The 23,484-nt window shown below is 71.5% G+C and carries 21 protein-coding genes and 1 pseudogene; 3 read left to right on the plus strand and 19 right to left on the minus strand.

Features of this window, described 5'->3' with window-relative positions:
• Positions 1-38 precede the first annotated feature (38 nt).
• The 5 genes and pseudogenes from ABZ321_RS10245 to ABZ321_RS10265 all read right to left on the minus strand — a co-directional run.
• Positions 39-722, minus strand: a pseudogene (locus tag ABZ321_RS10245) (zinc-binding alcohol dehydrogenase); the annotation flags it as partial.
• A 62-nt stretch (positions 723-784) separates the two neighbouring features.
• Positions 785-1,366 (minus strand): ATP/GTP-binding protein, encoded by a 582-nt coding sequence (locus ABZ321_RS10250; protein ID WP_344504939.1) that lies wholly within the window; start codon positions 1,364-1,366, stop codon positions 785-787.
• On the minus strand, positions 1,347-1,661 hold the full coding sequence (locus tag ABZ321_RS10255) for a DUF742 domain-containing protein (protein WP_344505253.1): 315 nt from the start codon (positions 1,659-1,661) through the stop codon (positions 1,347-1,349). Before ABZ321_RS10255 ends, ABZ321_RS10250 begins: the two co-directional genes overlap by 20 nt.
• Before the next feature lie 377 nt (positions 1,662-2,038).
• Complete coding sequence (locus ABZ321_RS10260; protein WP_344504941.1) at positions 2,039-2,449, minus strand: roadblock/LC7 domain-containing protein; 411 nt, start codon at positions 2,447-2,449, stop codon at positions 2,039-2,041.
• Positions 2,446-4,917 (minus strand): nitrate- and nitrite sensing domain-containing protein, encoded by a 2,472-nt coding sequence (locus tag ABZ321_RS10265; protein WP_354890737.1) that lies wholly within the window; start codon positions 4,915-4,917, stop codon positions 2,446-2,448. The genes ABZ321_RS10260 and ABZ321_RS10265 overlap by 4 nt, the downstream gene beginning before the upstream one ends.
• Positions 4,918-5,061: 144 nt before the next feature.
• Between ABZ321_RS10265 and ABZ321_RS10270 the strand changes: the two genes are divergently transcribed.
• Both ABZ321_RS10270 and ABZ321_RS10275 read left to right on the plus strand, forming a co-directional pair.
• On the plus strand, positions 5,062-6,465 hold the full coding sequence (locus ABZ321_RS10270) for a lysine 2,3-aminomutase (protein ID WP_344505254.1): 1,404 nt from the start codon (positions 5,062-5,064) through the stop codon (positions 6,463-6,465).
• Complete coding sequence (locus tag ABZ321_RS10275) at positions 6,466-6,918, plus strand: hypothetical protein (RefSeq protein WP_354890738.1); 453 nt, start codon at positions 6,466-6,468, stop codon at positions 6,916-6,918.
• A gap of 254 nt (positions 6,919-7,172) precedes the next feature.
• Here ABZ321_RS10275 and ABZ321_RS10280 read toward each other — a convergent pair whose 3' ends face one another.
• The 12 genes from ABZ321_RS10280 to ABZ321_RS10335 all read right to left on the minus strand — a co-directional run bounded on the left by ABZ321_RS10280 (position 7,173) and on the right by ABZ321_RS10335 (position 18,804).
• Positions 7,173-7,901 (minus strand): SDR family NAD(P)-dependent oxidoreductase, encoded by a 729-nt coding sequence (locus ABZ321_RS10280; RefSeq protein WP_344504945.1) that lies wholly within the window; start codon positions 7,899-7,901, stop codon positions 7,173-7,175.
• A gap of 19 nt (positions 7,902-7,920) precedes the next feature.
• Entirely contained in the window at positions 7,921-8,052 is a 132-nt protein-coding gene (locus ABZ321_RS10285) for a hypothetical protein (RefSeq protein WP_354890739.1), read from the minus strand.
• The gene (locus ABZ321_RS10290; RefSeq protein ID WP_354890740.1) at positions 8,049-8,363 is read right to left on the minus strand and encodes a hypothetical protein; all 315 of its coding nucleotides are present in this window, start codon (positions 8,361-8,363) and stop codon (positions 8,049-8,051) included. Before ABZ321_RS10290 ends, ABZ321_RS10285 begins: the two co-directional genes overlap by 4 nt.
• Positions 8,360-9,343 (minus strand): LLM class flavin-dependent oxidoreductase, encoded by a 984-nt coding sequence (locus tag ABZ321_RS10295; protein ID WP_354890741.1) that lies wholly within the window; start codon positions 9,341-9,343, stop codon positions 8,360-8,362. Before ABZ321_RS10295 ends, ABZ321_RS10290 begins: the two co-directional genes overlap by 4 nt.
• On the minus strand, positions 9,340-10,317 hold the full coding sequence (locus tag ABZ321_RS10300; RefSeq protein WP_344504951.1) for an enoyl-CoA hydratase/isomerase family protein: 978 nt from the start codon (positions 10,315-10,317) through the stop codon (positions 9,340-9,342). The genes ABZ321_RS10295 and ABZ321_RS10300 overlap by 4 nt, the downstream gene beginning before the upstream one ends.
• Before the next feature lie 10 nt (positions 10,318-10,327).
• Complete coding sequence (locus ABZ321_RS10305; protein ID WP_344504952.1) at positions 10,328-11,317, minus strand: LLM class flavin-dependent oxidoreductase; 990 nt, start codon at positions 11,315-11,317, stop codon at positions 10,328-10,330.
• On the minus strand, positions 11,314-12,846 hold the full coding sequence (locus ABZ321_RS10310; protein WP_354890742.1) for a class I adenylate-forming enzyme family protein: 1,533 nt from the start codon (positions 12,844-12,846) through the stop codon (positions 11,314-11,316). The genes ABZ321_RS10305 and ABZ321_RS10310 overlap by 4 nt, the downstream gene beginning before the upstream one ends.
• 86 nt (positions 12,847-12,932) lie before the next feature.
• A complete protein-coding gene (locus tag ABZ321_RS10315; RefSeq protein WP_354890743.1) occupies positions 12,933-13,931 on the minus strand; it encodes an LLM class flavin-dependent oxidoreductase in 999 nt (332 codons plus the stop codon).
• Positions 13,928-15,052: an LLM class flavin-dependent oxidoreductase gene (locus ABZ321_RS10320; protein ID WP_354890744.1), complete on the minus strand. Its 1,125-nt coding sequence runs from the start codon at positions 15,050-15,052 to the stop codon at positions 13,928-13,930. Before ABZ321_RS10320 ends, ABZ321_RS10315 begins: the two co-directional genes overlap by 4 nt.
• A 97-nt stretch (positions 15,053-15,149) precedes the next feature.
• Entirely contained in the window at positions 15,150-16,121 is a 972-nt protein-coding gene (locus ABZ321_RS10325) for an acyl-CoA dehydrogenase (RefSeq protein ID WP_354890745.1), read from the minus strand.
• A gap of 12 nt (positions 16,122-16,133) precedes the next feature.
• On the minus strand, positions 16,134-17,285 hold the full coding sequence (locus tag ABZ321_RS10330) for an acyl-CoA dehydrogenase family protein (protein ID WP_354890746.1): 1,152 nt from the start codon (positions 17,283-17,285) through the stop codon (positions 16,134-16,136).
• On the minus strand, positions 17,272-18,804 hold the full coding sequence (locus ABZ321_RS10335) for an AMP-binding protein (RefSeq protein WP_354890747.1): 1,533 nt from the start codon (positions 18,802-18,804) through the stop codon (positions 17,272-17,274). Before ABZ321_RS10335 ends, ABZ321_RS10330 begins: the two co-directional genes overlap by 14 nt.
• 67 nt (positions 18,805-18,871) lie before the next feature.
• Here ABZ321_RS10335 and ABZ321_RS10340 point away from each other — a divergent pair, with 67 nt between their 5' ends.
• Positions 18,872-19,843, plus strand: a complete 972-nt coding sequence (locus ABZ321_RS10340; protein WP_354890748.1) for an MBL fold metallo-hydrolase — start codon at positions 18,872-18,874, stop codon at positions 19,841-19,843.
• Positions 19,844-19,883: 40 nt separating this feature from the next.
• Here the strand turns inward: ABZ321_RS10340 and ABZ321_RS10345 are convergent, their stop codons facing one another.
• Together ABZ321_RS10345 and ABZ321_RS10350 are read right to left on the minus strand one after the other, a co-directional pair.
• A complete protein-coding gene (locus tag ABZ321_RS10345) occupies positions 19,884-22,376 on the minus strand; it encodes a trypsin-like serine protease (RefSeq protein WP_354890749.1) in 2,493 nt (830 codons plus the stop codon).
• A gap of 153 nt (positions 22,377-22,529) precedes the next feature.
• Positions 22,530-23,426, minus strand: coding sequence for a hypothetical protein (locus ABZ321_RS10350; protein WP_354890750.1), 897 nt, complete (start codon positions 23,424-23,426; stop codon positions 22,530-22,532).
• Between the last annotated feature and the right edge of the window lie 58 nt (positions 23,427-23,484).

The following is a 23,484-nucleotide window of genomic DNA, read 5'->3' on the forward strand; positions in this document are numbered from 1 at the left end:
GTCGTGTTCGTCGCGCCGGCGGTGGGGTTGTGGGTGAAGGTGCGGGCGGCGTCGTGGGCGGCGGCGAGGGACAGGGAGCCGCTCTTGCCGGCGGCGCCGAGGACCGCGACCGTCAACGGCCGCGCGGCGAGCCCCCCGGCAGCAGGCCCGGCAGTGGACCCGGTGCGGGCGTGCAGGGCCTGGGTGACGACGCGGGCGACGAGGGCGGGGGCGCCGCACACGTCGAGGACGGCGAGGGACAGCTGCGGGTCCAGGTCGGCGGGCAGGACGGCGGCGATCGAACGGGCGAACAGGATGGCGTGGCCGTCGCAGGGGACCTGCTCCGACAGGCCGTCCCACCGGGTGAGGTCGTCGGCGATGTGCAGCGGGGTCAGGGTCAGCGACACGAGCGTCGCGACCCGGTCACCCGGTCGCAGCCCGAGCGGCGACGCGGGGCCGGCGGCGTCGACGGTGCCGATGAGCATGCCGCCGGAGCCGGTGACCGGGTTGTGCATCTTGCCGCGGCTACGGACGATGTCCAGGACCGCGGCGCGGACCTTGCCGCCGTCGCCGCCGTGCTCGGAGCGCAGCTGGTGAAACGAGGCGGCGTCGAGGTTGAGACGTTCGACGCGGATGCGGACCTCGTCGGCGCCGATGACCGGGTCCGGGTCGAGACGGTCGGCGGCCTGCGGCAGCACCCCGGCCGGTGCCAGAACCCGATGCAACCCGATAGGCGAAGTCATTTCCCGCACTGCCACAAGTTAGCCGAAGATTTTCCGGCGCACCAGCCGCAGTGCGGGAAATACTACCGTGAACGGGCTGTGGACAGGGTCAGGACATGCTCCACCAGACCGATCAGGACCGCCTTGCTCGACTCCCGGTCCCGCGCATCACACAACAGCAACGGCACATGCCCGTCCAGATCCAGCGCCTCCCGCACCTCCGCCTCCGTGTACGACGACGCGTCGTCGAAACAGTTCACCGCCACCACGAACGGCGTCCCCCGCCGCTCGAAGTAGTCGATCGACGGGAAGCAGTCCGCCAACCGGCGCGTGTCCGCGAGCACCACCGCACCCAACGCACCCAACGCCAGCTCGTCCCACAGGAACCAGAACCGGTCCTGACCCGGCGTCCCGAACAGGTACAGCACCACGTCCTGCCCGATCGTGATCCGCCCGAAGTCCATCGCGACCGTCGTCGTCGACTTGCGTTCCACCCCGGTCAGGTCATCGGTGCCGACCCCGGCCGCCGTCAGCGACTCCTCCGTCTGCAACGGCCGGATCTCGCTCACCGCACCCACGAGGGTCGTCTTCCCGGCCCCGAACCCACCCGCGACCAGAATCTTGATCGCCGTCGGAACCGGCCGGCTAGAGCGCCCGTAGTCCATTGATCACCGCCTTGAGGATGCTCTCGCTCGGCAACTCGCCCGCCGCCGGAGGGTGGTACATCTCGATCAGGCCCTGCCCCAGCAGGTCACCCAGCAGCACCCGCACGACACCCAACGCCAGATCCAGGTGCGACGCCAGCTCCGCCACCGCCAGGGGGTCCCGCGCGTACGCGAGGATCGCCCGGTGCTCCGGCTGCAGCCCGTACCCGACGTCGGCGAGCGCGGCCCGGTTCGCCACGACCATCGCGACCACGTCGAACGACCCCGACACCGGCGTCACCCGCCCACCGGTCATCGCGTACGGGCGGACCACCGGACCCGCGTCCCGGTCCACCCACGTGTGGTCCGTCCACGGCTCCGCCGACAGGTCACCGCGCCGCTGCTCCGGCCACGTGTGCTCCCCCGACCCGCCGCCGTGCTCGAACTGCCCGTCCGGCCCACCCTGCGCGCCCTGCGCGGACCAGGTCGCCCGGTACTGGTCGGCGCGCTGCTGCTCCGCCCACTGCTGCTCGACCCACTGCTGCTCGGCCCGCCCCGGCACCTCCCGGCCCACCTCAAGACCCAGCTCCCGGCCCGGGTCACGACCGGGGTCACGGCCGGGATCACGGCCGGGATCACGGGCAGGATCACCACGGTCCGGCTGACCGGCCGCATGCCGGCCCGGCGGCGTCGTCATCCGCCGGCCGCCGGACGCACCGACGTCGACAGGTTCTGCCCCACCCGCTGCACCAGCATCGCCATCTCATACGCGATCAGACCGATGTCCGCGTCCGCCTCCGCGAGCACCGCCAGACACGCACCACGACCAGCCGCCGTCACGAACAGGAACGCCGACTCCATCTCGATGATCGTCTGCCGGACCGGGCCACCACCGAAATGCCGCCCCGCACCCCGCGCCAGACTCTGGAACCCCGCCGCGACCGCCGACAGATGCTCCGCATCCTCCTGCGACAGGCCCTTCGACGCGCCCATCATCAACCCGTCCACCGACAACACCACCGACCGCTGCACCGACGGCACCCGATCCACCAGGTCGTCAAGCAGCCAGTTCAGCCCGATGTTGCTTCCCTGCGCCGCCGTCATCCCGCCACCCCGTCACGGCCCGTGCTGCTCTGGTCATCGCTGTCACCGGCACTCGCATGCCGGCCCCGCGCCGTCCCCGCCTGGAACGACGACATCATCCGCCGCAACTGCTCCGGCGACCGGCCCGCCTCCGGCGCCTCCACGTCCTCGACGTCAGCCGCCGCCGTCGAGTCCTGCTGCAACTGCGGCGCCAGGCTCTGCTGCCGCACCCGCTTCGGCAACCCCCGCGGACCCCCCGGCCGCGGCCCGTCGGACGCCTCACCCGCGGCCGCCGCCGCCCGCGGACCCGGCGCACCCGCACCACCGTCCCGGCCGGCCGGCCGCTGCCGCGGCAACGGCCCCGGACCAGACCGCCGCCCATCCGGTACACCACCCGCCGCCGACTGCACCACCGACTGCACCACCGACAAGGCGGGCCGCTGCCCGATCGACGACGCCGGCAGCACCTGCGTGTGCTCCCCACCCTCACCGGCACCGTCGTGCGGCAACCACGAGAACGGCTCCCGCGCCACCACCCGCGACTCATGCGTGTTCGACAGGTCCGCCGGCGCACCCGGCGGCAACGGCGACGGCACCTTCGACGGCTGCGCCACCACGAGGTCCGTCGGCAGCAACGCCACCGCCGTCACCCCACCGAACGGCGAGGACCGCAGCACCACCCGCACCCCGTGCCGCACCGCCAGCTGCGCCACCACGAACAACCCCAGCCGGGCACTGTTCGCCGGGTCGAACTCCGGCGGCTCCACCAGACGCCGGTTCGCCTCCGCGATCGCCTCCACCGACATCCCCAGCCCACGGTCCTCGATCTCGATCACGAAACCGTTCGGGACCAGCTGACCCGTCACGTTCACCCGCGTGTGCGGCGGCGAGTACGCCGTCGCGTTCTCGATCAGCTCAGCCAGCAGGTGGATCACGTCACCGACCGCCCGGCCGACGACCGCACCCTCACCGATCTGCTGCACCTGCACCCGCGCGTAGTCCTCGACCTCCGACACCGCGCCACGCACCACGTCGATCACCGACACCGGGTTCCGCCAACCCCGGCCGGGCGCCGCACCCGCCAGGATCACCAGGTCCTCCGCGTGCCGCCGCATCCGCGTCGCCAGATGGTCGACCCGGAACAGGTCCGCCAGGTCATCCGGCTCCGACGTCCGCCGCTCCATCCCGTCCAGCAGCGACAACTGCCGGTGCAACAGCGTCTGCGACCTGCGGGCGATGTTCAGGAACACCTCGTTCATCCCCTGCCGCACCGACGACTCCTCGACCGCCGACGCGACCGCCGTGCGCTGCACCGAGTTGAACGCCTCACCCACCTGACCGATCTCATCCGTGCCCAGCCGCAACGGCGGCGCCTCCACCGCCACGTCCACCTGCACACCCCGCCGCAACCGCGACACCACCGACGGCAGCCGCTCGTCCGCCAGCTCCAGCGCCGCGACCCGCAGCCCGTCCAGACGCCTCGCCAGGGACCGGCCGATCCGCACCGACAGCAGCAGCGACAGCACCACCGCCAGCAGACCCAGCACACCGGCGACACCCAGCCGCCAGAAGATCGCGTCGGCCGCGTCCTGCGCCGCCTGCACGTTGTGCCGCTGCACCTGCGCCCGGAAGTTCTTCAGCTCCACGTTCACCGGGTCGAACGCCGACCGCCACGCCTGCAGGTCGATCCCCGCCGACTCCGCCGACCCCGGCGCCGTCCCCAGCAGCTGGTTCTCCAGCTGTGTCAGCTTCGACATCGCCTGACCACCGGAGATCGCACCGAACCGCTCCTGCGTCGCCGCCGGCAGCAGCGTCACACCGTACGGCAGGATCAGCCGCTTCTGACCGATCAACGCCACCAGCTCCGTGTGCGCCTGCGCCGTGTACGCGCCGCTCACCGCCGCCTCCGTGACCAGCGCGTCCTCCTGCGAGAACAGGTCACGGGACAGGCCGAGCACGAACACACCCGTCGCCTCCTCCGTCACCTCGGAGTCCTGGTGGTTCGTCACCGACTCCGCGATGCCGTACGTGCCGGTGATGATCTGCGAGTACGCCTGCCGCACCTGACTCGACTGCCCCGAGGTGTCCGCGAGCTGCCGCAGCGCCGCAAGGCCGTCCACGGCCTTCACCGACGTCGCGATCGCCTCCTTCGCCTCCTCGCTCGCCACCGCCAGGAAGTCCTTGTCGGAGCTCAGGTCACGGAACTCCGCGACCTCCACGTCCGTCTTCGCCCGCTGCTCCCGCAGCGCCACGCTGTTCTTGCGGCCGCCGGCGATGAACACCGTCGTCAGCTGCCGCTCGACCTGCAGCTCCTCGACCATCGCCTCGGCCGGCTCCGTGACCTTGTCACTGACCAGCTTCGAGTTCCGCAGGTCGAGTGCCGGCTGCAGGGTGAAACTCACCGCGAACAACCAGATCGCGATGAGCATGACGATCGGGATCGCCAGCATCGCCGTGATCTTCGCGCGGATGGACCAACGGTTAGTCATCAAGGACCTCGGGTGCGGTTCGGTTGCGGACCGCCACCGTAAGCGGGTCGCGACGTGACCGACCGTCATGTCCGCGGGTCCCGTTTTCCGACCAGCCGGATGACAGACAGAAGATCCTCCCGCCCAGACTCGAAGAGCCGGAGAATTTTCGCTACTGTGACAGTTCTAGCGCAGGATTTCTGGAGGTGTGTCGTGCAGCCGTACGCGTATCAACGCCACGAGCTCGTCGAGCCGGACTGGCGACGCCTCCCCGGCTGGCGAGACGTCACCCGCGACGAATGGGAATCCGCCCAATGGCAGCGGGCCCACTGCGTCAAGAACATCAACCAGCTCCGCACCGTCTACGGCGACCTCATCACCGCCGACTTCTACGACGACCTCGCACTCGACCAGGCCACCCAGGCCACCATGTCGATGCTCGTCCCACCCCACATGATCAACACCATGGTCCCCACCGGCGAGATCACCGACAAAACCCTGCGCGCAGACCCCGTCCGCCGCTACATGCTCCCCGTCGCCTCCGACCGGCTCACCGACTTCCCCTCCCACCCCCACGCCACCCGCGACTCACTCCACGAACACGACATGTGGGTCGCCGAAGGCCTCACCCACCGCTACCCCACCAAAGTCCTCGCCGAACTGCTGTCCACCTGCCCCCAGTACTGCGGCCACTGCACCCGCATGGACCTCGTCGGCAACAGCACCCCATCAGTCGCGAAACTCAAACTCACCCTCAAACCCGTCGACCGCTACGACGCGATGATCAACTACCTCAAGGGGCAACCCGGCGTCCGCGACGTCGTCGTCTCCGGCGGCGACGTCGCCAACGTCCCCTGGCCCCAGCTCGAAACCTTCCTCATGCGACTGCTCAACATCGACACCATCCGCGACATCCGCCTCGCCACCAAAGCCCTCGCCGGCCTCCCCCAGCACTGGCTGCAACCCACCGTCGTCGAAGGCCTCGAACGCGTCGCCCGCACCGCCGCCCGCCGCGGCGTCAACCTCGCCATCCACACCCACGTCAACCACGCCCAATCCCTCACCCCACTCGTCGCCCGCGCCGCCCACACCGCCCTCGAGGTCGGCGTCCGCGACGTCCGCAACCAGGGCGTCCTCATGCGCGGCGTCAACGCCACCGCCGCCGACCTGCTCGACCTCTGCTTCGCCCTCCAAGGCGAAGCCGGCATCCTGCCCTACTACTTCTACATGTGCGACATGATCCCCAACGCCGAACACTGGCGCGTCGCCGTCTGGCAGGCCCAGCAGCTCCAGCACGACATCATGGGCTACCTCCCCGGCTACGCCACCCCCCGCATCGTCTGCGACGTCCCCTTCGTCGGCAAACGCTGGGTCCACATGGTCACCGACTACGACCGCGAACGCGGCATCACCTACTGGACCAAGAACTACCGCACCAGCATCGAGGACTCCTCCATGGACCTCGACCGCACCTACCCGTACTACGACCCCATCGACACCCTCCCCGCCTCCGGCATCGCCAAATGGCGAGCCGAAGCACAACTCCCCCTCGTCGCCTACGCTGGGTGAGTGCGCCGTAACCTCCTGCGCCTGCTCGGAGTAAGCCTCGCCGCGGCCGCCGTCATCCTGTTCATCAACTCGATCGATGGCGGCTCCGGCGACACCGGCCCCGACCCCGCGGGCCGCCTCCAGTGCGCATCCGGCACCCACGTCGCCGCCGCCTACGCGACCGCCGCCCCCACCAGCCGCGAAACCCGCACCCCCGAACAACTCGCGACCGCCTGGGCCACCGTCCGCTCCAAGGCCCTCCTCGCCGGCCTCCACACGGTGTACGAACAGCCCGACCGCATCGACATCGCGTTCGACGCCAAGGCCCACACCGTCGCCGTGCTCACGTTCCGCTCCCACGAGCCCCTCGGCTGGCACCTCGAAGCGGTCGTCGCCTGCCAGTCCCCGCTCACGCAACGCTCCGGCCCACAGAGCCCTCAGAGCCCACAGACGGCGCCGAGCAGCGGTCCCTGAGCAAGGAAAAACGGAAGTCTGCCGCGCAGCGGCATGTTTGGTTCTGGCGTGGCGACAGCCACGTCGCCTAAGGCATCCTAGGACGCTAGGACTTGAGTGTTGAGCTGGGTGTACCCGATGAGTAGGACGACGGTGGTCCGGCCAGGCGCGCAACCCGACCGGACCACGATCGACGGCCGTGAAGGGTGCGGCGGTCGAACCGCACCCGACCCGGCCAGGTTGCCGCGGCGCGATCCCAGCGCCGCGGCAACCTGTCAGCGGGGCGCCATCCGCAGGGCGCCGTCCAGGCGGATGACCTCACCGTTGAGGTAGTCGTTGGCGACGATGGACAGGGCCAGCGCCGCGTACTCGGCCGGGGTGCCGAGCCGGGCAGGGAAGGGCACGCCGGCGGCGAGACCGGCCCGGTACTCCTCCGACACGGTCTCCAGCATCGGGGTGAACATGATCCCCGGCGCGATCGTCATGACCCGGATGCCGTGCTGGGCAAGGTCGCGGGCGGCGGGCAGGGTGAGACCGACGATGCCGCCCTTCGACGACGAGTACGCCGCCTGCCCGATCTGCCCCTCATACGCGGCGACCGACGCCGTGTTCACGATGACACCCCGCTGGCCGTGCGCGTCCGGCTCGGTCGCCGCGATCCGCTCCGCCGCGAGGGCCATGACGTTGAACGTGCCGATCAGGTTGACCTGCACCACCTTGGCGTACATCGCGAGGTCGTGCACCCCGCCGCGGCCGAGGATCCGGGCCGACGGGGCGATCCCGGCGCAGTTGACGACGACCCGCAGCGGTTCGGGGCCGCCCGCGGCGACCGCGACCGCCTCCCGGACCGCGTCCGGGTCCGTCACGTCGACCTGGATGCCGTCGAAGTCGGCCAGGTCGAAGCCGTGCACGGTCGCGCCCGCCGCGGTCAGCGCGGCGGCGGTGGCCGCGCCGAGGCCGGACGCGGCGCCGGTGACGATGGCGGCGGTGTTGGTGAGATCCACCAAGGCTCCTGTCGTGAGTTCAGATGTCGGTGATACGCAGGCCCGCGTGGGCCTTGTACGGTCGGTTGACCGAGCTGAGGTCGGCGGTGACCGCCTCGACCTGATGATCATCGCCCAGCCGGCCGGCGCGCCCGCCGCGGACCCCGGTCACGGCAGCCGCTCGTACAGCACGACCGGGTTGCCGCCCGGATCCGTGACCAGCACGCGCCGCTCGTGCGGCCCGGTCACCACGTCGTCGCCGGAGTAGCCCAGCGCGGCGAGGTCGTCGACCTGGATGCTCAGCACCGTCCGGCCGGGCACCGGCTGCTGCGACGCGTCGGCGAGGCCGATGGTGACCGCGCCGTCGGTGACCGCGGCGTACCGGTCGCCGTCGCGGAACCGGGTCGTCAGCCCGAGCGCGGTGTAGAACGCCAGCTGCGCGTCGAGCGCGTCGGCGGGGACGATGACGTGACCGATCTTCATGGGCGGAACCTCGGCATGACCTCGCGGGCGAAGCGTTCGACGATCTCGATCGAGCGGGCGATCGGCAGCCCGAGCCACTGGGCCCGGAACACGAAGTGGTTGAAGCCGGCGTCGGCGAAGTCCCGGACCTTCGCGGCGATGTCGTCGGGCGAGCCGAAGAACAGCGCCTTCTCCTTGATGCCTTCCCACTGGGTCTCGAAGTAGTCCATGCCGTACTGGACGTACTCGCCGTAGGAGCGCTGGACGGCGTCGCCGGCGATGGCGTAGGCGTCGTCGAACGAGTCCGCGACGCACAGGTCCCGGTGGATGGGGAAGACCGCGCCGTCCTCGGTGAACCCGGCCTCCAGGCGCGCGGCGCGGTAGTCGGCGAGGTTGCCGACGGCCCAGTTGCGCCGCACGTTGGACGGGGCGAGCCACGGCAGCCCCTGCCGGGCTATCCGGGCGATGCCGATCGGCCCGTTGGCGCCGACCCACACCGGCGGGTGTGGCCGCTGCACCGGCAGCACGCTGCACCGCACGCCGTCCAACGAGAAGTGCTGCCCTTTGTGGTGCACCGGCGAACCGGTCCACAGCTGCCGCATCACGTCGAGGGACTCGTTCATCCGGGACACCCGGGTGCGGCGTTCGATGCCGAACGAGGCGAACTCGTCGTCGCGGTAGCCGGAGCCGATGCCGAGGACGAACCGGCCGCCGGACATCTGGTCGATGGTGGCGATCTCCTCGGCCCAGTGCACGGGGTGCCCGAGCGGCAGGATGAGGATGCCGGTGCCGAGCTCCATCGTCCCGGAGTGGTCGATGAGCCGGGACAGCAGCGGCAGCGGCTGCGGCGTCGACAGCGACGACAGGTAGTGGTGGATGCCGAAGACCGAGTCGTAGCCGAGGTCGCGGACGTGCTGGACGTACTCGACGATCTCGCCGGTCCGCCGGTGCAGGTCGTCGCCGGGCTCGTACTGGTGGTCGAGCAGGATGCCGAACTTCACGCGGGTTCCTCTTGCGAACGGGACTCGCTGAGCCGGAAGTACGGCGCGACCATCCGGTCCCGGTCCTCGAGCGCCTGCCGGATGCCCTTCTCGCGGCGCTCCTTGAGGAAGTTCCAGTCGCCGTCTTCGAAGCTGACGTTGGTGGCCCAGCCGTGCCCGACCCAGCCGGTCATCGCGCCGAGACCCTTGCCGCGGGCCTCCATGACGACCTGCATCATCGACTTGCCCATCATCAGCGAGTCCAGCGGCATGACGGCGATCGCGTCGGCGTAGTCGTCGGTCCAGCGCTGCAGGTCTTCGAGGGGCACGACCTTCGTGACGAGGCCCTTGCGCTCACCCTCCTCGGCGCCGATGGCGCGCATGGTGAGCATGACGTCCTTCATCGTGGTCAGGCCGACCTTCTCGATCCAGTGGTACATGTCCTGCGGGGCCGGGCCGAGGTAGCGGAACGCCGGGTGGGTGAAGCGGGCGTTGGGGGCGGCGATGACGATGTCGGCGGACAGCGCGATCTGGAAGTGGCCGCCGTAGCAGTACCCCTGGACCTGGCAGATGGTGGCCTTCAGCGACTCGATGATGGGCCGGGTGAAGCCGGAGCTGAGCACGTTGCGGTCCGGCAGGATCCGCTGCCGCTGCGCCGGGCGGCGCCGCGAGGCCTTGTCGGTGCCGGACTTGTAGCCGATGTAGTGGCCGAGCTCGGCCGCGTCGGCGCCGGTGCCGAAGTGCTCACCCTCGCCCTTGAACACGATCACCTTGACCCGGTCGTCGGCCTCGGCCTCCCGGACCAGGTCGCCGACCCGTTCGAACGCGGCGACCGGGATCGCGTTGAGCCGGTCCGGGCGGTCGAAGGTGATGGTGGCGACGGATCGCGCCTCGTCGACGTCGTAGCGGACGTACTTGGCGAGGACCTCCGGGTCGACCTCCATGTTCTCGACGTCCCACTGGTTTTCCAGCAGCTCGGCTTCGGTCTTCTTCACGGCGGATTCCTTACTGACGGAAGGCGGGGAACACTTCGGAGGCGAACAGGCGCAGGGAGGCACGGACCTGCTCGGTGGGCATGCCGAGCCAGCCGGGCCGGAAGATGAGATGGTCGAAGCCCAGGTCGCGCAGCGCGCTGATGCGTTCGATGAGGAACTCGGGCGAGCCGAGCAGCAGGGTGTTGCGGACCAGCTCGTCGAAGCGGTCGCGCTGCCAGCGCAGCGCCGGGTACTCCGCGTAGGTGGAGTACTCGACCCGGGCGTGCGGCAGCGCCTCCTCGACGGCCCGTTCGGTGGTCGGGGCGCAGTACAGCTCGACGCCGACGGGCCGGGAGATCCGGGACGTGTCGCGGCCGTACTCGGTGAGGGCGTCGTTGTAGACGGCGAGGTGCTCGGGCAGGAACCGGCGGCTCGGCGAGTTGCCGGGCGCGTACCAGGCGTCGCCGAGCCGGGCGGCCCGCCGGACCGCCTTCTTGCCGCCGGCGCCGATCCAGATCGGCGGCCCGCCCGGGGTCAGCGGCCGGATGCCGATGGTCGCGTCCTTCTGAGGGTAGAACTCGCCGTCGGTGGTGACCGGTTCGCCGCCCCACAGCGCCCGGATGAGCCGCAGGCTCTCGTCGAGGCGGCGGAAGCGGGTCTCGGGGTCGATGCCGAACGCGGCGAACTCGTTCTCGCGGTAGCCGGCGCCGACACCGAGGATCACCCGGCCGCCGGACAGGTGGTCGAGGGTGGCGAACTCCTCGGCGATGTGCACCGGGTGGAACATCGGCAGCAGCAGGATGCCGGTGCCGATGAGCATGTTCCCGGAGCGCGGGATGAGGCTCGCCGTCATCGAGATCGGCTGCGGGGTGTTGAGGTTGGACTGGAAGTGGTTGATCGTCCAGACCGAGTCGTAGCCGAGCTCGGCGGCCAGTTCGACGGTGCCGAACAGGTCGCTGAGGTGTTTGCCGAGGTCGTCGCCGTGCGGGTACTGGTGCGACGCCATGATCCCGAACTTCATCGGTGCCCCTCTCCGGCGGCCCGGCTGATCTTGCCGGTGCTGCTGCGTTCCAGCTCGGGCACGAACTCGATCCGCCGCGGTGTCTTGAAGTGCGCGAGCCGGTCCCGGGCGAACGCGACGATCCGGTCGGCGAGCTCGCCGTCGGGGACGGTGTCGTCGGCGGCGCGCACGACGAGCGCCACCGGGATCTCGCCGAGCCGGTCGTCGGGCCGGCCGAGCACCCGCACGTCGTGGACGAGCGGGTGCTCGCGCAGCTCGTCCTCGATCTCCTCGGGCCACACCTGGAACCCGCCGCACTTGATCATGTCGCGCTTGCGTCCGACGAGGAACAGCACGCCGTCCGCGTCGACGTACCCCATGTCTCCGGTGTGGACCCAGCCGTCCTGGACCAGTTCGCGGGACGCCTCGGCGTCGTCGACGTAGCCCTTGGTCAGCTCGGACCGCACGACGACCTCGCCCTCGGCGCCGGTCGGCAGGGCCGTGCCGTCGCCGTCGCGGATCTCCAGCTCCACGCCGGGGTAGACCCGGCCGGCGGAGCCGGGTTTCCACCGGCCGGCCTTCATGTCGCGGCCGTTCCAGCCGGCGATGTGGCCGGCCTCGGTCGAGCCGTAGTTGACCAGGATCGGCACGTGGTAGCGCTCCTCGAAGGCGCGCCGGACCGGCCACGAGATCGCCTGCCCGGCGACCAGGACGGACTTGACCCCTGCGAAGGGCAGGTCCCGGTCCGAGTGCACGATGTCGAAGACCATGGTGGGCAGGAAGAAGAAGTTGTCGAACGCGAACCGGTCCATCAGCTCGGCGAGCCGGTCGACGCCGAACCGCTCCCAGACGACCGCGGGCCGGCCGACGAAGAACGCGAAGAGCAGCGAGTGCTGGCCCCCGCTGTGGAACAGCGGCAGCGCGATGAGGTTGGCCTTGGCGTCGGTGGCGGCGGTGCCTTCGGCGTCGCTGCCGGTGGAGACCCGGGCGAGGCGTTCGAGGGAGGCGCGGGTGCCGCCGTGGGTGACGCTGACCGACTTCGGCCGGCCGGTGGTGCCGCCGGTGGACAGGATGCAGGCCTCGGCGTCGCCGGCGACGTCCACGGCGGGCACGCTCACCTGCTGCCGCCAGGCCAGGTTGGGCACCCCGGCGACCGTCCCGCCGACGGACCGGACCTCGATGTCCGGGCCGCCGGCGAGCAGCCCCGCGATGACGTCCGGGCGCCGGTCGTCCACGACCAGCAGCCGGGGCGCGGTCTTGGTGAGGGACTCGGCGAGTTCGGCGGCGTTGTACAGGCTGCTGACGGTGACCGGGACGGCGCCGATCTTCCAGGCGCCGAACAGGAAGAACACGATCTCGGGGCCGTTGGTGAGGTAGCAGGCGACCCGGTCGCCCGCGCCGATCCCCTCGGCGCGCAGGGCCGTGGCGACGCCCCCGGCGAGCCGGTCGACCTCCTCGAACGTCCAGGACCGGCCGTCGTCGCCGTACAGTGCGGGCACCCGCGGCCGGTCGGCGGCGCGGTGCTCCAGGATGCGGGCAAGGTTGCTCACGTCGTCACCTCCGCTGCGCTCCGGCGTCGACCTGAGGCCAGCCCTGCGATCCTGGTTCGCGGCTCCTCCGCTGCGCTCCGGGCCGCTCACGTCGTCACCTCGGCAGGGGTGGTGACCCGCGGGATGATCTCGGCGCCGAAGCGGGCGAGCTGCTCCATGGCCTCGTCCTGGCCGGCGCCGACGAACTGGTGCCGCAGCGACACCTCGGTGATGCCGAGCTCGGTCTCCCAGCGGCGCAGCTTCGCCACGATCTCGTCCGCGGACCCGACCAGGCAGTCCTCGGCGAGGTACCGGTCGACGTCGATGGCCTGGGCGTCGTCCCACGACTTGTAGCCGGCGTACTGGCGCTGCAGGTGCGGCCGGACGGCCGCGACGGCCGTCGCGTAGGTGTCGCCGACGCACGCCTCACGGCTCATCGGGTACTCCCGGTCCAGGCTGTGGCCATGTTCGGCGAGGACGTCGCGGTAGACGCCGAGCAGCCGGGCGAGCTCCGTGTCGTCGCCCTTCGGGCCGATCAGCCACGGGGCGTCGAGGCGGGCGGCGCGGCGCACGGCGGCCTCGGCGAACGCGCCGATCCACAGCGGCGGCCCGCCGGGCTGCACGGGCCGCAGCGCCAGCGACGCGCCGGGGACCTCGCCCCAGCTGCCGTGCGCGTCGACGGTGGCGCCGCTCCACAGGGCCCGCAGCAGCGGGACGTAGTCGCTGAGCCGGCGCAGCCGGTCGTCCCACGCGACACCGAAGGCGGCGGTCTCGCGCTTACGGTAGCCGGCGCCGAGGCCGACGGTGAGCCGGCCGCGGGACAGCACGTCCAGCGACGCGAGGTCCTCGGCGAGCGCGATCGGGTTGAGCAGCGGGGCGAGCAGGACGCCGAAGCCGATCCGGACCCGGGTGGTGGCGCTGGCGAGATAGCCGGCGAGCGGGACCGGCTGGACGAACGCGGACTTGGCCAGGTAGTGGTGGCCGAGGTAGACGGCGTGGAACCCGGCCGCCTCGGCCGCGGCCGCCTGGGCGAGCACGTCGTCGATGCCGTCGGCGGCGGACGCCGACGGGTCGAACTGGGCGCTGAGGAAGCAGCTGATCCTCACCCGACGACCGCCGCGGCCTTGTCCTGAGACTGGGACGGGGACGGGGCCTGCTGCTGGGCCTGGCGCTGGGCCTGGGCCTGAGCACGGAAGTGCGGGATCACCTTGCCGGCGAACTCCTCCATGGAACGCAGCGCGGCCGCGCGGTCCAGCGTCGGGATCCGCAGCCAGCCGATGTAGTGGTTGATCCCGAGCTGCTCGCGGAGCATCTCGATGGTGTCGATGACCTGCTGCGCCGAGCCGAAGTTGCCGCCGTGGGTCAGCGTCTGCTCCAGGGTCAGCAGCTCGATGTTCTTGGCGACGGCCGCGTAGTAGGAGCGCTCCTTCTCGATCGCCTCCTCCGAGCCGGGGATGACCTTGCCGACCGACTTGTAGTACTGCATCGCGGCCTGCGCGGCCTGGCGCAGCCCGGCCTCGCCGTCGCCGCACCAGACCTGCTGCATGAACGGCAGGTCGTAGGTGGTGATGTCGAAGCCATTGTCGCGCATGGCCTGCTGGTACAGGCTGAAGTTCTTCTGCATGATGCCCAGCGGCGTGAAGTTGGGCGAGGTGATGATCGACTCGCCGACGGCGCCGCGTTCGCGGAAGCTGTCCGGGGAGACGGTGCCCTGCAGGATCGGCGGCCCGCCCGGGGTGAACGGCCGCGGGTAGGTGGTGACGTTGTCGTAGTGGAAGATCTCGCCGTGGTAGGAGAAGTTCTCCTGCGACAGGGCGAGCCGCAGGATCTCCAGGGTCTCCTGGTAGCGCTGCTTCGACTCCTCCAGCGGCACGCCGAACCCGGCGAACTCCGACGGCTGGTAGCCGCGGCCGACGCCGATCGACACCCGTCCGCCGCTGAGCACGTCGAGGGCGGCGATGTCCTCGGCCAGGCGCAGCGGGTGGTGCAGCGGCAGGACGAGGACGGCGGTGCCGATGGTGATGCGCTTGGTCCGCTCCGCGACGGCCATGCCGAAGTTGATCGGGCTGCCGAGGATGCCGTACTTGGAGAAGTGATGCTCGGCCAGCCAGATCGAGTCGAAGCCGAGCTCGTCGGCCAGCTGGATCTCGTCGAGCGTCTCCCGCAGCACCTGGTGGTCCGATGTGCCTTCGTTCACCGGGAACAGGTTCATGATGCCGAACTTCACGATCTCTCCTCGTTTATTCCGACCAGCCGGTATGTTACTGGTACCGCGCCGGCATTCGCAAGATGTTCGCAGGCCAGCGCCTATGTCAGGACTGCTGTCAGGACTGCGCCTGACGGGCCCGCACCCGCAGGGTTCCAACGCGGCGGCGGTGCCAGGAGCCGGCGCCGAGCACCGCGTCGAGCACGAGCGCGCGGCGCAGGAACAGGTGCGGATCGGCCTCCATGGTGATGCCCATGCCGCCGTGCACCTGGATGCAGCGTTCGGCGGCGAAGACCGCGGCCCGGCCCGCCGCGGCCTTCGCGGCGTGCACCTGGATCTCCGCGTCGGGCCGGCCGTTGTCGACCGCCCACGCGGCGTACAGCGTGAGGTCCCAGGCGGCCTTGCGGACCGTCGCGGCGTCGGCGAGCTGGAACGCGACCCCCTGGTAGGAGCCGATCACCCGGCCGAACTGCTCGCGGGTGCGGGCCTGCTCGGCGGCGAGGTCGATGGCGCCCTGCGCGACCCCGCACAGCTCGGCGGCGACGACCAGGGTGGCCCGCCACGGCCCGGTGCCGGCCGGGGTGACCTTCACCGGTTCGGTGAGGGTGACGTCGGACAGCGGCACCGACGGGTCGAGGGACTGCCGCGCGACGACCCCCTCGACCGGGGCGATCCCGACCCGGCCCGGCAACAGCACGGCGAGGCCGTCGGCCTGTGCCGCGTACCGGACCAGACCCGCGCCGTCCATCGCCGGCGTGAGGACCCGCTCCCCCGCGAGGACGTCCTCGGGCAGCGGGCCGCCGGCACCGCTGAGCAGCTGCACCGCGGCGGCGTGCGCCGGGAACCGGCTCGGCACCAGGTGCTCGCCGAGGACCTCGACGGCGACGAGCAGGTCGACGAGGTCCGAGCCGATGCCACCGGCCTGCTCCGACACCCCGAGGAGACCGAAGTCGTCCAGCAACGGGCCGTCACACGCCGGGGCCTGCCAGCCGCACTCGAGGGCGTCCCTGGCGGTGACCCCCTCCCCCTCCGCGAGGGACCGGACGGTCTTGGCGATCTCCAGCTGTTCCTGGGTGAATGTCGCGCGCATGCCGGGCTCCGCTCAGCGTGAACGGGGCAGGTGCAGGACCCGCTCCGCGAGGATCGACTTCTGGACTTCTTCGGTGCCGCCCTCGATGGTGTGCGCGCGGGCGCGCAGGTAGCGGCGCATCCGGGCGGCGGCGCCCGCGCCGTCCAGCAGCACCCCGCCGCCGTCGTCGAGCTGCACCGCGAGCCGGTTGGCGGTCTGCACGACCCCGGCCCACAGGCTCTTGAGCGCCGAGGTCTCGGGTCCAGGCACCCCACCGGCCTGGGTCTCGCCGAGCATCCGCATCGAGCCGATCCGGACCGCCTCGGCGTCGCACTGCAGCTGGCCGACCGCGTCGAGGAACGCGCTGTCGCCGGCGACGCCGCGCTCGACCGCGACGTCGATGACCCGGTCGACGGCCTGCCGGGCCCACACCCACAGGTTCAGGGCCATGCTGCCGCGTTCGAACGCGAGGGTGGTGAGGGCGACCTTCCACCCGTTACCGACCCCGCCGAGCACGTCCTCGTCGGGCACGAACACGTCGTCGAGGAACATCTCGTTGAACTCGGTGTCCCCGTTGATCATCACCAGGGACCGGACCGTGAACCGGTCCATCGGGGCCAGCAGGTAGCTGATGCCCTGATGTTTCGGTGCGGCGGCGTCGGTACGGGCGAGCAGCAGGCACTTGGAGGCGTTGTGCGCGTTGGACGTCCAGATCTTCGACCCGTTGACCAGCCAGCCGCCGTCCACCTTCGTCGCGGCGGTGCGCAGGCTGGCCAGGTCCGAGCCGGAGCCGGGCTCGCTGAAGCCCTGGCACCAGTACTCGTCGCCGCGCAGGATGCCGGGCAGGTGCCGGGCCTGCTGCTCGCGGGTGCCGTGGGCGATGATCGTCGGCCCGGCCAGCATCATGCCGACGCCGTTGAGCGGGTAGGGGGCGCCGCGGACGGCCGCCTCCTCGTTGAAGATCGCCTGGGCGAGGGAGTCCATGCCGCGGCCGCCGTGCTCGGCCGGCCACGACAGCCCGGCCCAGTTGCCGGCGCACAGCCGGTCCTGCCAGACCCGGGACCAGTGCTCGCGCTGCTCCTGGGTCAGCTCCTCCTGGTCGGGCACGTCCCGCAGCGCCTCGTCGAGCCAGGCGCCGGCCTCCCGGCGGAACGCCAGGTCGGTGTCGCTGTCATCGAAGTCCATGGGCGGTGACCTCCCCTACCGGCCTGAGCCGCTGCTTGTACAACTTCCCGTTCGGGTCCCGCGGCAGCGCGTCGTGCACGACGTAGTCGCGCGGGCGTTTCGGCTTCGCCAGCAGGGTCTCCAGGTGCGCCCGCAGCGCCGCGACGACCGTGTCCCCGTCGGGGGCGCCGTCGCGCAGGACAAGGTGCGCCTGCGGGACCTCGCCGAACTCGGGGTCGGGCGCGCCGATGACGGCGGCGTCGGCGACCCACTCGTGGGTGAGCAGCGCCGCCTCGATCTCGGCCGGGTAGACGTTGACCCCGCCGACCAGGATCAGCTCGGCTGCCCGGCCCGTGATGTACAGGAAGCCGTCCTCGTCGACGTGCCCGACGTCCCAGACCGTCATGAGGCCGTCGCGGCGGGCGCCGTCGGTCTTGCCCGGGTCGTTGTGGTATTCGACCTTGTCGTTGCCCTGGCGCATGTACACGATGCCGGTCTGCCCGACGGGGACCTCGGCGCCCTGCTCGTCGAGGATCTTCAGGGTGGAGATCGAGGCGGGCCGGCCGACGGTGCCGGGGTGGGCGAGCCACTCGTGCGGCCGGGCGACGGTGGTGCCGACCTCCGTCGAGCCGTAGTACTCGTACACCACCGGGCCGAACCAGTCGAGGATCCGCTGCTTCACCTCCCGCGGGCACGGCGCCGCGCCGTGCAGCACGTAGGCGAGGGAGGAGACGTCGTAGCCGTCGCGCACCTCGCGGGGCAGCTGCAGCAGCCGGTAGAAGTGCGTCGGCACCATGCTGGTGCCGGTGACCCGCTGCTCCTGGACCCGGCGCAGGAACCCCTCCGGGGTCCAGCCGTCCATCAGGACCAGGGTGCCGCCGGCGTGCAGCGCGCCCATCGCCGGGGTGATGTTGGCGGAGTGGTAGAGCGGCGCCGACACCAGCCACGACCCGAACGCGGCGCGCTGCATCCCGAACTCGGCGAACAGCCACACGTAGGTGCGCGCGCCGGTGTCCGCGTCGATGCCGCTGAGCGGGCGCTTCACCCCCTTGGAGCGGCCGGTGGTGCCGGAGGTGTACATCATCAGCGAGCCGGCCGGGGTGTCCTGCGGGCTGGTGTCCGGCATCCCGTCGGTGAGCTCGTGCATCGTCGTGCCGTCGATGTAGACCTTGGTGTCGTCCGGAGCGGCGGCTCGCACCACCGTCTCGACCCGCTCGGAGGCGACGACGACCTTGGCCCCGCTGTCGGCGAGGATGTGGGCGACCTCGGGCTCGGTCAGGTGGTAGTTGAGGGTCACCAGGTACAGCCCGGACTGCATCGCCGCGAGGTACAGCGCGACCATGCCGGGACTGTTGGTCATCACCGCCGCGACGGTGTCGCCGACCCGCAGCCCCGCGCGGGTGCGCAGGCCGTGCGAGATCCGGTTGACCTCGGCGAACAGCGCACCGTAGGAGATCCGCCGGTCGTCGGCGGTCACGATCGCGCACAAGTCCGGTTCGGCGGCTGCCCACAGCCGGAAACCGGTCCGCTCCTCGGTCATCGGACTCCTTGAACTAAATTCCGACCATCCGGTATGTTCTTGCCAACAGTAAGGGAGGGCCCCCGCGATGTCCATACCCGTGAGCGAGGCGCACGCCGCCAGCTACCGCGCCCGTGAGGTCCCCACTCCCGCCCAGGTCATCGACGGTGTGTGGGCCGTCCCGGTGCCCCTGCACGGCAGCGCGCTGCGGGCCGTCACCGTGTTCCTCATCGAGACCCGGGCGGGGCTGGTCCTCATCGACGCCGGCTACGACCACCCGTCCTGCTGGGCGTCGTTCCGGCGGTCCCTGACCGCGATCGGGCACTCCGTCGAGGCGATCTGCACCGTCCTCATCACCCACAACCACCCCGACCACGTCGGGTTCGCCGACCAGGTCCGCGCCGTGTCCGGTGCCCGGGTGATGATGGGCGCCGCCGACGACTTCGCCGCGATGCACGGCGTCCGCGGCGGCTTCCTCGAGCAGCTGCGCACCGCCCTGGACCTGACCGGCGCGCCGCGCGACGTCGTCGACGGCATGTACGCCGACGCGGTGAAGGTCGCCGAGCACCACGAGTCGCTGCGCCTGGACACCGCGCTGACCGGCGACACCGAGCTCGGCTTCGGCGACGTGACGATCCGCGCCCTGCACGCCCCCGGCCACACGTACGGGCACACCGTGTACTTCGACACCCGCGGGCTGGTCTTCACCGGCGACACGATGATGGCCGAGGGCCCGACCCAGCTCGCCATCGTGAACCGCCCCGGCGACGACCCCGCCGGGGACCTGTTCCGCTCCCTGGACCGCATCCGGGACCTCGGCGCCGCGATCGCCTGCCCGGCCCACCAGTTCCCGTACCGTGAGGTCGCCGGACGCGCCGAGGAGCTCAAGGCCTTCCACCAGGCCGAGGTCGACCAGGCCCGGACCATCGCCGGCCCCGGCGACACCGCCTGGGACGTGGCCCGCCGCATGCCGTGGAAGAAGCCGTGGGACGAGCTCGGCGGCGGCACCCGCCGCTTCTCCCTCGTGCACACCCTGGCCCTGCTCCGCAACGCCCGCTGACCGCCGGCGCGCCCGGGGTGACCGGGCGCGCCAGCGTGGTTCAGAAGGGCATGACGAACCAGAAGAAGGTCGCCCGCGCGGTGCGGCCGGCCGCGTCGGTCACCGTGACGGTGACGTTCGCGGTCTGGAACGTCGTCGGGGTGCCGCTGACGACACCGGTGGACGGGTTCAGGGTGAGGCCGGTCGGCAGCCCGGACGCTGTGAAGCGGTAGGGGGTGGTGCCGCCCTGCGCCCGCAGGGTCAGCGCGGCCGGCCTGCCCACGACGGAGTTCTGCGTGCCCGGGTTGGTCAGCGCGAGCGGGCCGGGGGTGCCGCCGCCCTGCACGGTGAGGGTGAAGGTGGCCTGCGCGGTGGTGGCGCCCTTCGTCCCGGTGACCGTGATCGGGTAGGTGCCGGCCGGCGTGCCGGCGGACGTGGTGACGGTCAGCGTGGCCGTGCCGCCGGTGCTGATGCTCCCGGGGCTGAACGACGCGGTCGCGCCGCTGGGCAGGCCGGTCGCCGACAGGGTGATGTCGCCGCCCGGCGGCGGGTTGCCGCCCGGCAGCTGCGCCGCGATCTCGGCGGCGTAGGTCGACACCCTGGTGTAGACGGCGTACCAGTCGCAGGCGGTCGACATCCACGAGAACACGCCGACCACGGTGTTGCCGACCAGGTAGGGGCCGCCGGAGTCGCCGACGCAGGCCCCCGCGTGGCCGTCGGCGTAGCCGGTGCACAGCATCGCCGGCGTCTTGTACTGGCCGGTGTAGCGGCCCTGGCAGCCGGAGTCCGGCGCGACCGGCACGTCGGCCTTGCGCAGCACCTCCGAGTAGGTGTCGGCGCCGGTCTTGCCCCAGCCGATCGCCATGCCCATCGTGCCGGGGGTGTTGTTGGACGTGGAGGTGTTCAGCGTCGGGTAGGTCATGCCGGCCGGCACCGGCACGTCCCGGTCGAGGGTCACGACGGCGACGTCATAGCCCTGCTGCCATCCGGTGTACTGCGGATGCACCCAGGACGACGCGATCTCCGCGACGAACCCGGGGTCGTTGACGTTGGTCGCGCCGTACACGTACCACTTGCGGCCCGGGTTCTCCATCAGGCAGTGCGCCGCGGTGAGGACTGTGTGCGGCCCCATGAGCGTCGACGAGCACGACTGCTGGCCGGGGAAGCTGCTGCCCTCGCGGCGCTGCGAGATCATGTAGGGGTGCTGCTCGACCGTGGTGGGCTGCCCGCCGACCACGGAGGGGACGGCGGTGCCGGTCGCGGTCGCGGCGATGGTACTGGTGGCCGAGCCGCCGGCCTGCACCGTCGCCGACGCCGGGCTCGCCGACAGCGTGTAGTCGCCGGTCGGCGGCGGGCCGCCGGCGGCCGGGACGTACAGCAGCTTGTTCGGCGTGCCCGCCGGCAGCCCGGACATCTTGCCGGTGCTGGCGTTGTCCGTCACCCACGCGTGGACCTGCGCCGGCGTGGCGGACGGGTGACCGGTCAGGTAGGTCGCGACCGCGCCGGCGACGTGCGGCGCCGCCATCGACGTGCCCGACATCGTGGTGCTGGCGGTGTCGGACGTGTGGTACGCGGACAGCACGTTGCTGCCGGGCGCGAACAGGTCCATGCAGGTGCCGTAGTTGGAGTCGCCGGCCTTCGTGTCGCTGGAGGTGGCGTTGCCGACCTGGACCCCTTCCGGGATCTGCCCGCCCGGCCCGTAGTTGCACGCGTTGCCGCCGTTGTTGCCGGTGATCAGCGACCACTGGACGCCGGAGGCGATCGAGGCGCGGATGCCGTCCGCGGCGATGTCGGGGTCGTCGGTGTAGACGGACAGGTTCACCACGGCGGGCTTGACCGCGTTCGCGGTGATCCACTCGGCGGCGCGGGTGACGTCGATGTCCTGGCCCGTGCCCTGGCAGCCGAGGATCCGCACCGAGACCAGGTTCGCCTTCTTCGCCACGCCGTAGGTCTTGCCGGCCGCGATGCCGGAGACGTGCGTGCCGTGACCGTGGCAGTCGCCGCCGTTGGTGGACGGGGACACGAAGTCCACGCCGAGCTTCGCGCGGCCCTCGAACTCGCTGTGGCTGAAGCGGATGCCGGTGTCCACGACGTAGATGGTCACGCCCTGGCCGGCGGCCGCGTCGTCGTACGTGTAGGAGCGGCTCAGCGGCAGGTCGCGCTGGTCGATGCGGTCCACGCCCCAGTTCGGCGGGTTCTGCTGGGTCGCGCCGATCCCGGCGGTGCCGGACTGGGTGACCCGGGCGACCTCGGGCCGGGCCGCGATCCGGCGGGCCGCCTGCTCGGACAGCCCTTCCACGGCGTAGCCGGACATCGTCCTGCGGTAGACGGAGTGCAGCCGGCCGCCGTACCGGGCGACGGCCGCCTCGGCGACGGCCTGCGTGTCGGCGGCCGCGACGGCCCCGGTCTTCAACGAGATCAGATAGGCGCCGGGGACCGGTCTGCTGGCGTTGTGCCGCACGGTCCCTTCGGGTTCGGCCCAGGCGGTGCCGGGTGTCAGTGCCAGGCTCAGCACTGTCACGACGGCCGCCGTGAGCAGGCGACGGGTTCGCATGGTGATCGTCACGTCCTTCGGGTGGCTCGGATGGTGCCGACACCCTAAGAACGGCGCACGTCGATGGAGAAGGTCTTTGTCCCGCGTAAGTTACGCCGCCTTGACACGGCGCGGACCAGGCTTTTCCGGTGTTACGCGCAACTGTTACGACTGTTACGTGCGCCAGTACAAGCCGACGATGCCGGGCCGGACGTCCTCGACCACCGTCACCGCGGTGCGGTCGTCGCCGGTCCACAGCTCCGTCACGTCGGCCGGGTCGTCGCCGAGGTGGCGCTGCCGGTAGCCGAGGACCCGCGCCGGCAGGGCACCGGTGAAGACCACCTGGCAGGCCCACAGCCGGCACGGCCGGGTGAACGTGCGGTAGTACCGGTCGGTGGCCTCGGGCCCGACCGCGAACCGGAGCTCGTACTTCAGCACGGCGTGCTCGCCGACGTGCAGCCGGTGCCCGAGGATCAGCTCGGCCACGCTGACCCGGCCTTCGGTGCGGACCCGGCCGGGCCGGCAGTGCGAGAAGCCGGTCCACTGCGGTGGCGGCCCGTCGTGGTCCGCCTCGTAGAACACGACGGCCCGGGTCACGTTGTCGCGCATGGCCCGGACCACCAGCCGCACCTGTAGCAGGCGCGTCGCGCCGCTCTCGACGACGAACAGGTCGTCGATGGCGAGGAACTCCAGTTGCCCGTCCGGCGGCGCGTCGATGTCCACCAGCAGCGCCGGCCGCCCCGGCCACAACCGCCGCCGCGACACCGACCCCCGCGGCCGGTGCGCCCAGCGGGGCTCACTCCCCCGCGCCCGCAGCAGCGCCGTCAGCGACCCGGCCGGCACCGCGAGGATGTCCTCGAGCACCGGCAACGCGGCGAGCGACCCGGCGCGTTCGGGCCGCGACCGGCCGGACCGCCAGTACGACAGCGTGGCCCGCGACAGCCCGACACCACGCTCCCCCAGCAACACGGCGAGCCGCTCCAGGGTCAGCCCGCTCGCCTCGACCGCCACGTCCAACGCCACGGCGAAGGGCCCGGTCCGCAGCGCCTGCGAGACATCCGGCTCGACCATCCCCCGATCGTTGCGCCGCCCGGCGGGCCTGTCCAGCCCGGGACTTCTGCCCCGGACC

This window comes from Dactylosporangium sp. NPDC006015, from assembly GCF_040614215.1.
Lineage (GTDB): Bacteria > Actinomycetota > Actinomycetes > Mycobacteriales > Micromonosporaceae > Dactylosporangium > Dactylosporangium maewongense.

What these genes read in the sequence shown, in the direction of transcription:
- ABZ321_RS10250 (WP_344504939.1), bottom strand. Translation starts at nt 1,366, where the DNA reads ATGGACTACGGGCGCTCTAGCCGGCCGGTTCCGACGGCGATCAAGATT.
- ABZ321_RS10255 (WP_344505253.1), bottom strand. Translation starts at nt 1,661, where the DNA reads ATGACCGGTGGGCGGGTGACGCCGGTGTCGGGGTCGTTCGACGTGGTC.
- ABZ321_RS10260 (WP_344504941.1), bottom strand. Translation starts at nt 2,449, where the DNA reads ATGACGGCGGCGCAGGGAAGCAACATCGGGCTGAACTGGCTGCTTGAC.
- ABZ321_RS10265 (WP_354890737.1), bottom strand. Translation starts at nt 4,917, where the DNA reads ATGACTAACCGTTGGTCCATCCGCGCGAAGATCACGGCGATGCTGGCG.
- ABZ321_RS10290 (WP_354890740.1), bottom strand. Translation starts at nt 8,363, where the DNA reads ATGAAGATCGGTCACGTCATCGTCCCCGCCGACGCGCTCGACGCGCAG.
- ABZ321_RS10305 (WP_344504952.1), bottom strand. Translation starts at nt 11,317, where the DNA reads ATGAAGTTCGGGATCATGGCGTCGCACCAGTACCCGCACGGCGACGAC.
- ABZ321_RS10325 (WP_354890745.1), bottom strand. Translation starts at nt 16,121, where the DNA reads ATGCGCGCGACATTCACCCAGGAACAGCTGGAGATCGCCAAGACCGTC.
- ABZ321_RS10330 (WP_354890746.1), bottom strand. Translation starts at nt 17,285, where the DNA reads ATGGACTTCGATGACAGCGACACCGACCTGGCGTTCCGCCGGGAGGCC.
- ABZ321_RS10335 (WP_354890747.1), bottom strand. Translation starts at nt 18,804, where the DNA reads ATGACCGAGGAGCGGACCGGTTTCCGGCTGTGGGCAGCCGCCGAACCG.
- ABZ321_RS10340 (WP_354890748.1), top strand. Translation starts at nt 18,872, where the DNA reads ATGTCCATACCCGTGAGCGAGGCGCACGCCGCCAGCTACCGCGCCCGT.
- ABZ321_RS10345 (WP_354890749.1), bottom strand. Translation starts at nt 22,376, where the DNA reads ATGCGAACCCGTCGCCTGCTCACGGCGGCCGTCGTGACAGTGCTGAGC.
- ABZ321_RS10350 (WP_354890750.1), bottom strand. Translation starts at nt 23,426, where the DNA reads ATGGTCGAGCCGGATGTCTCGCAGGCGCTGCGGACCGGGCCCTTCGCC.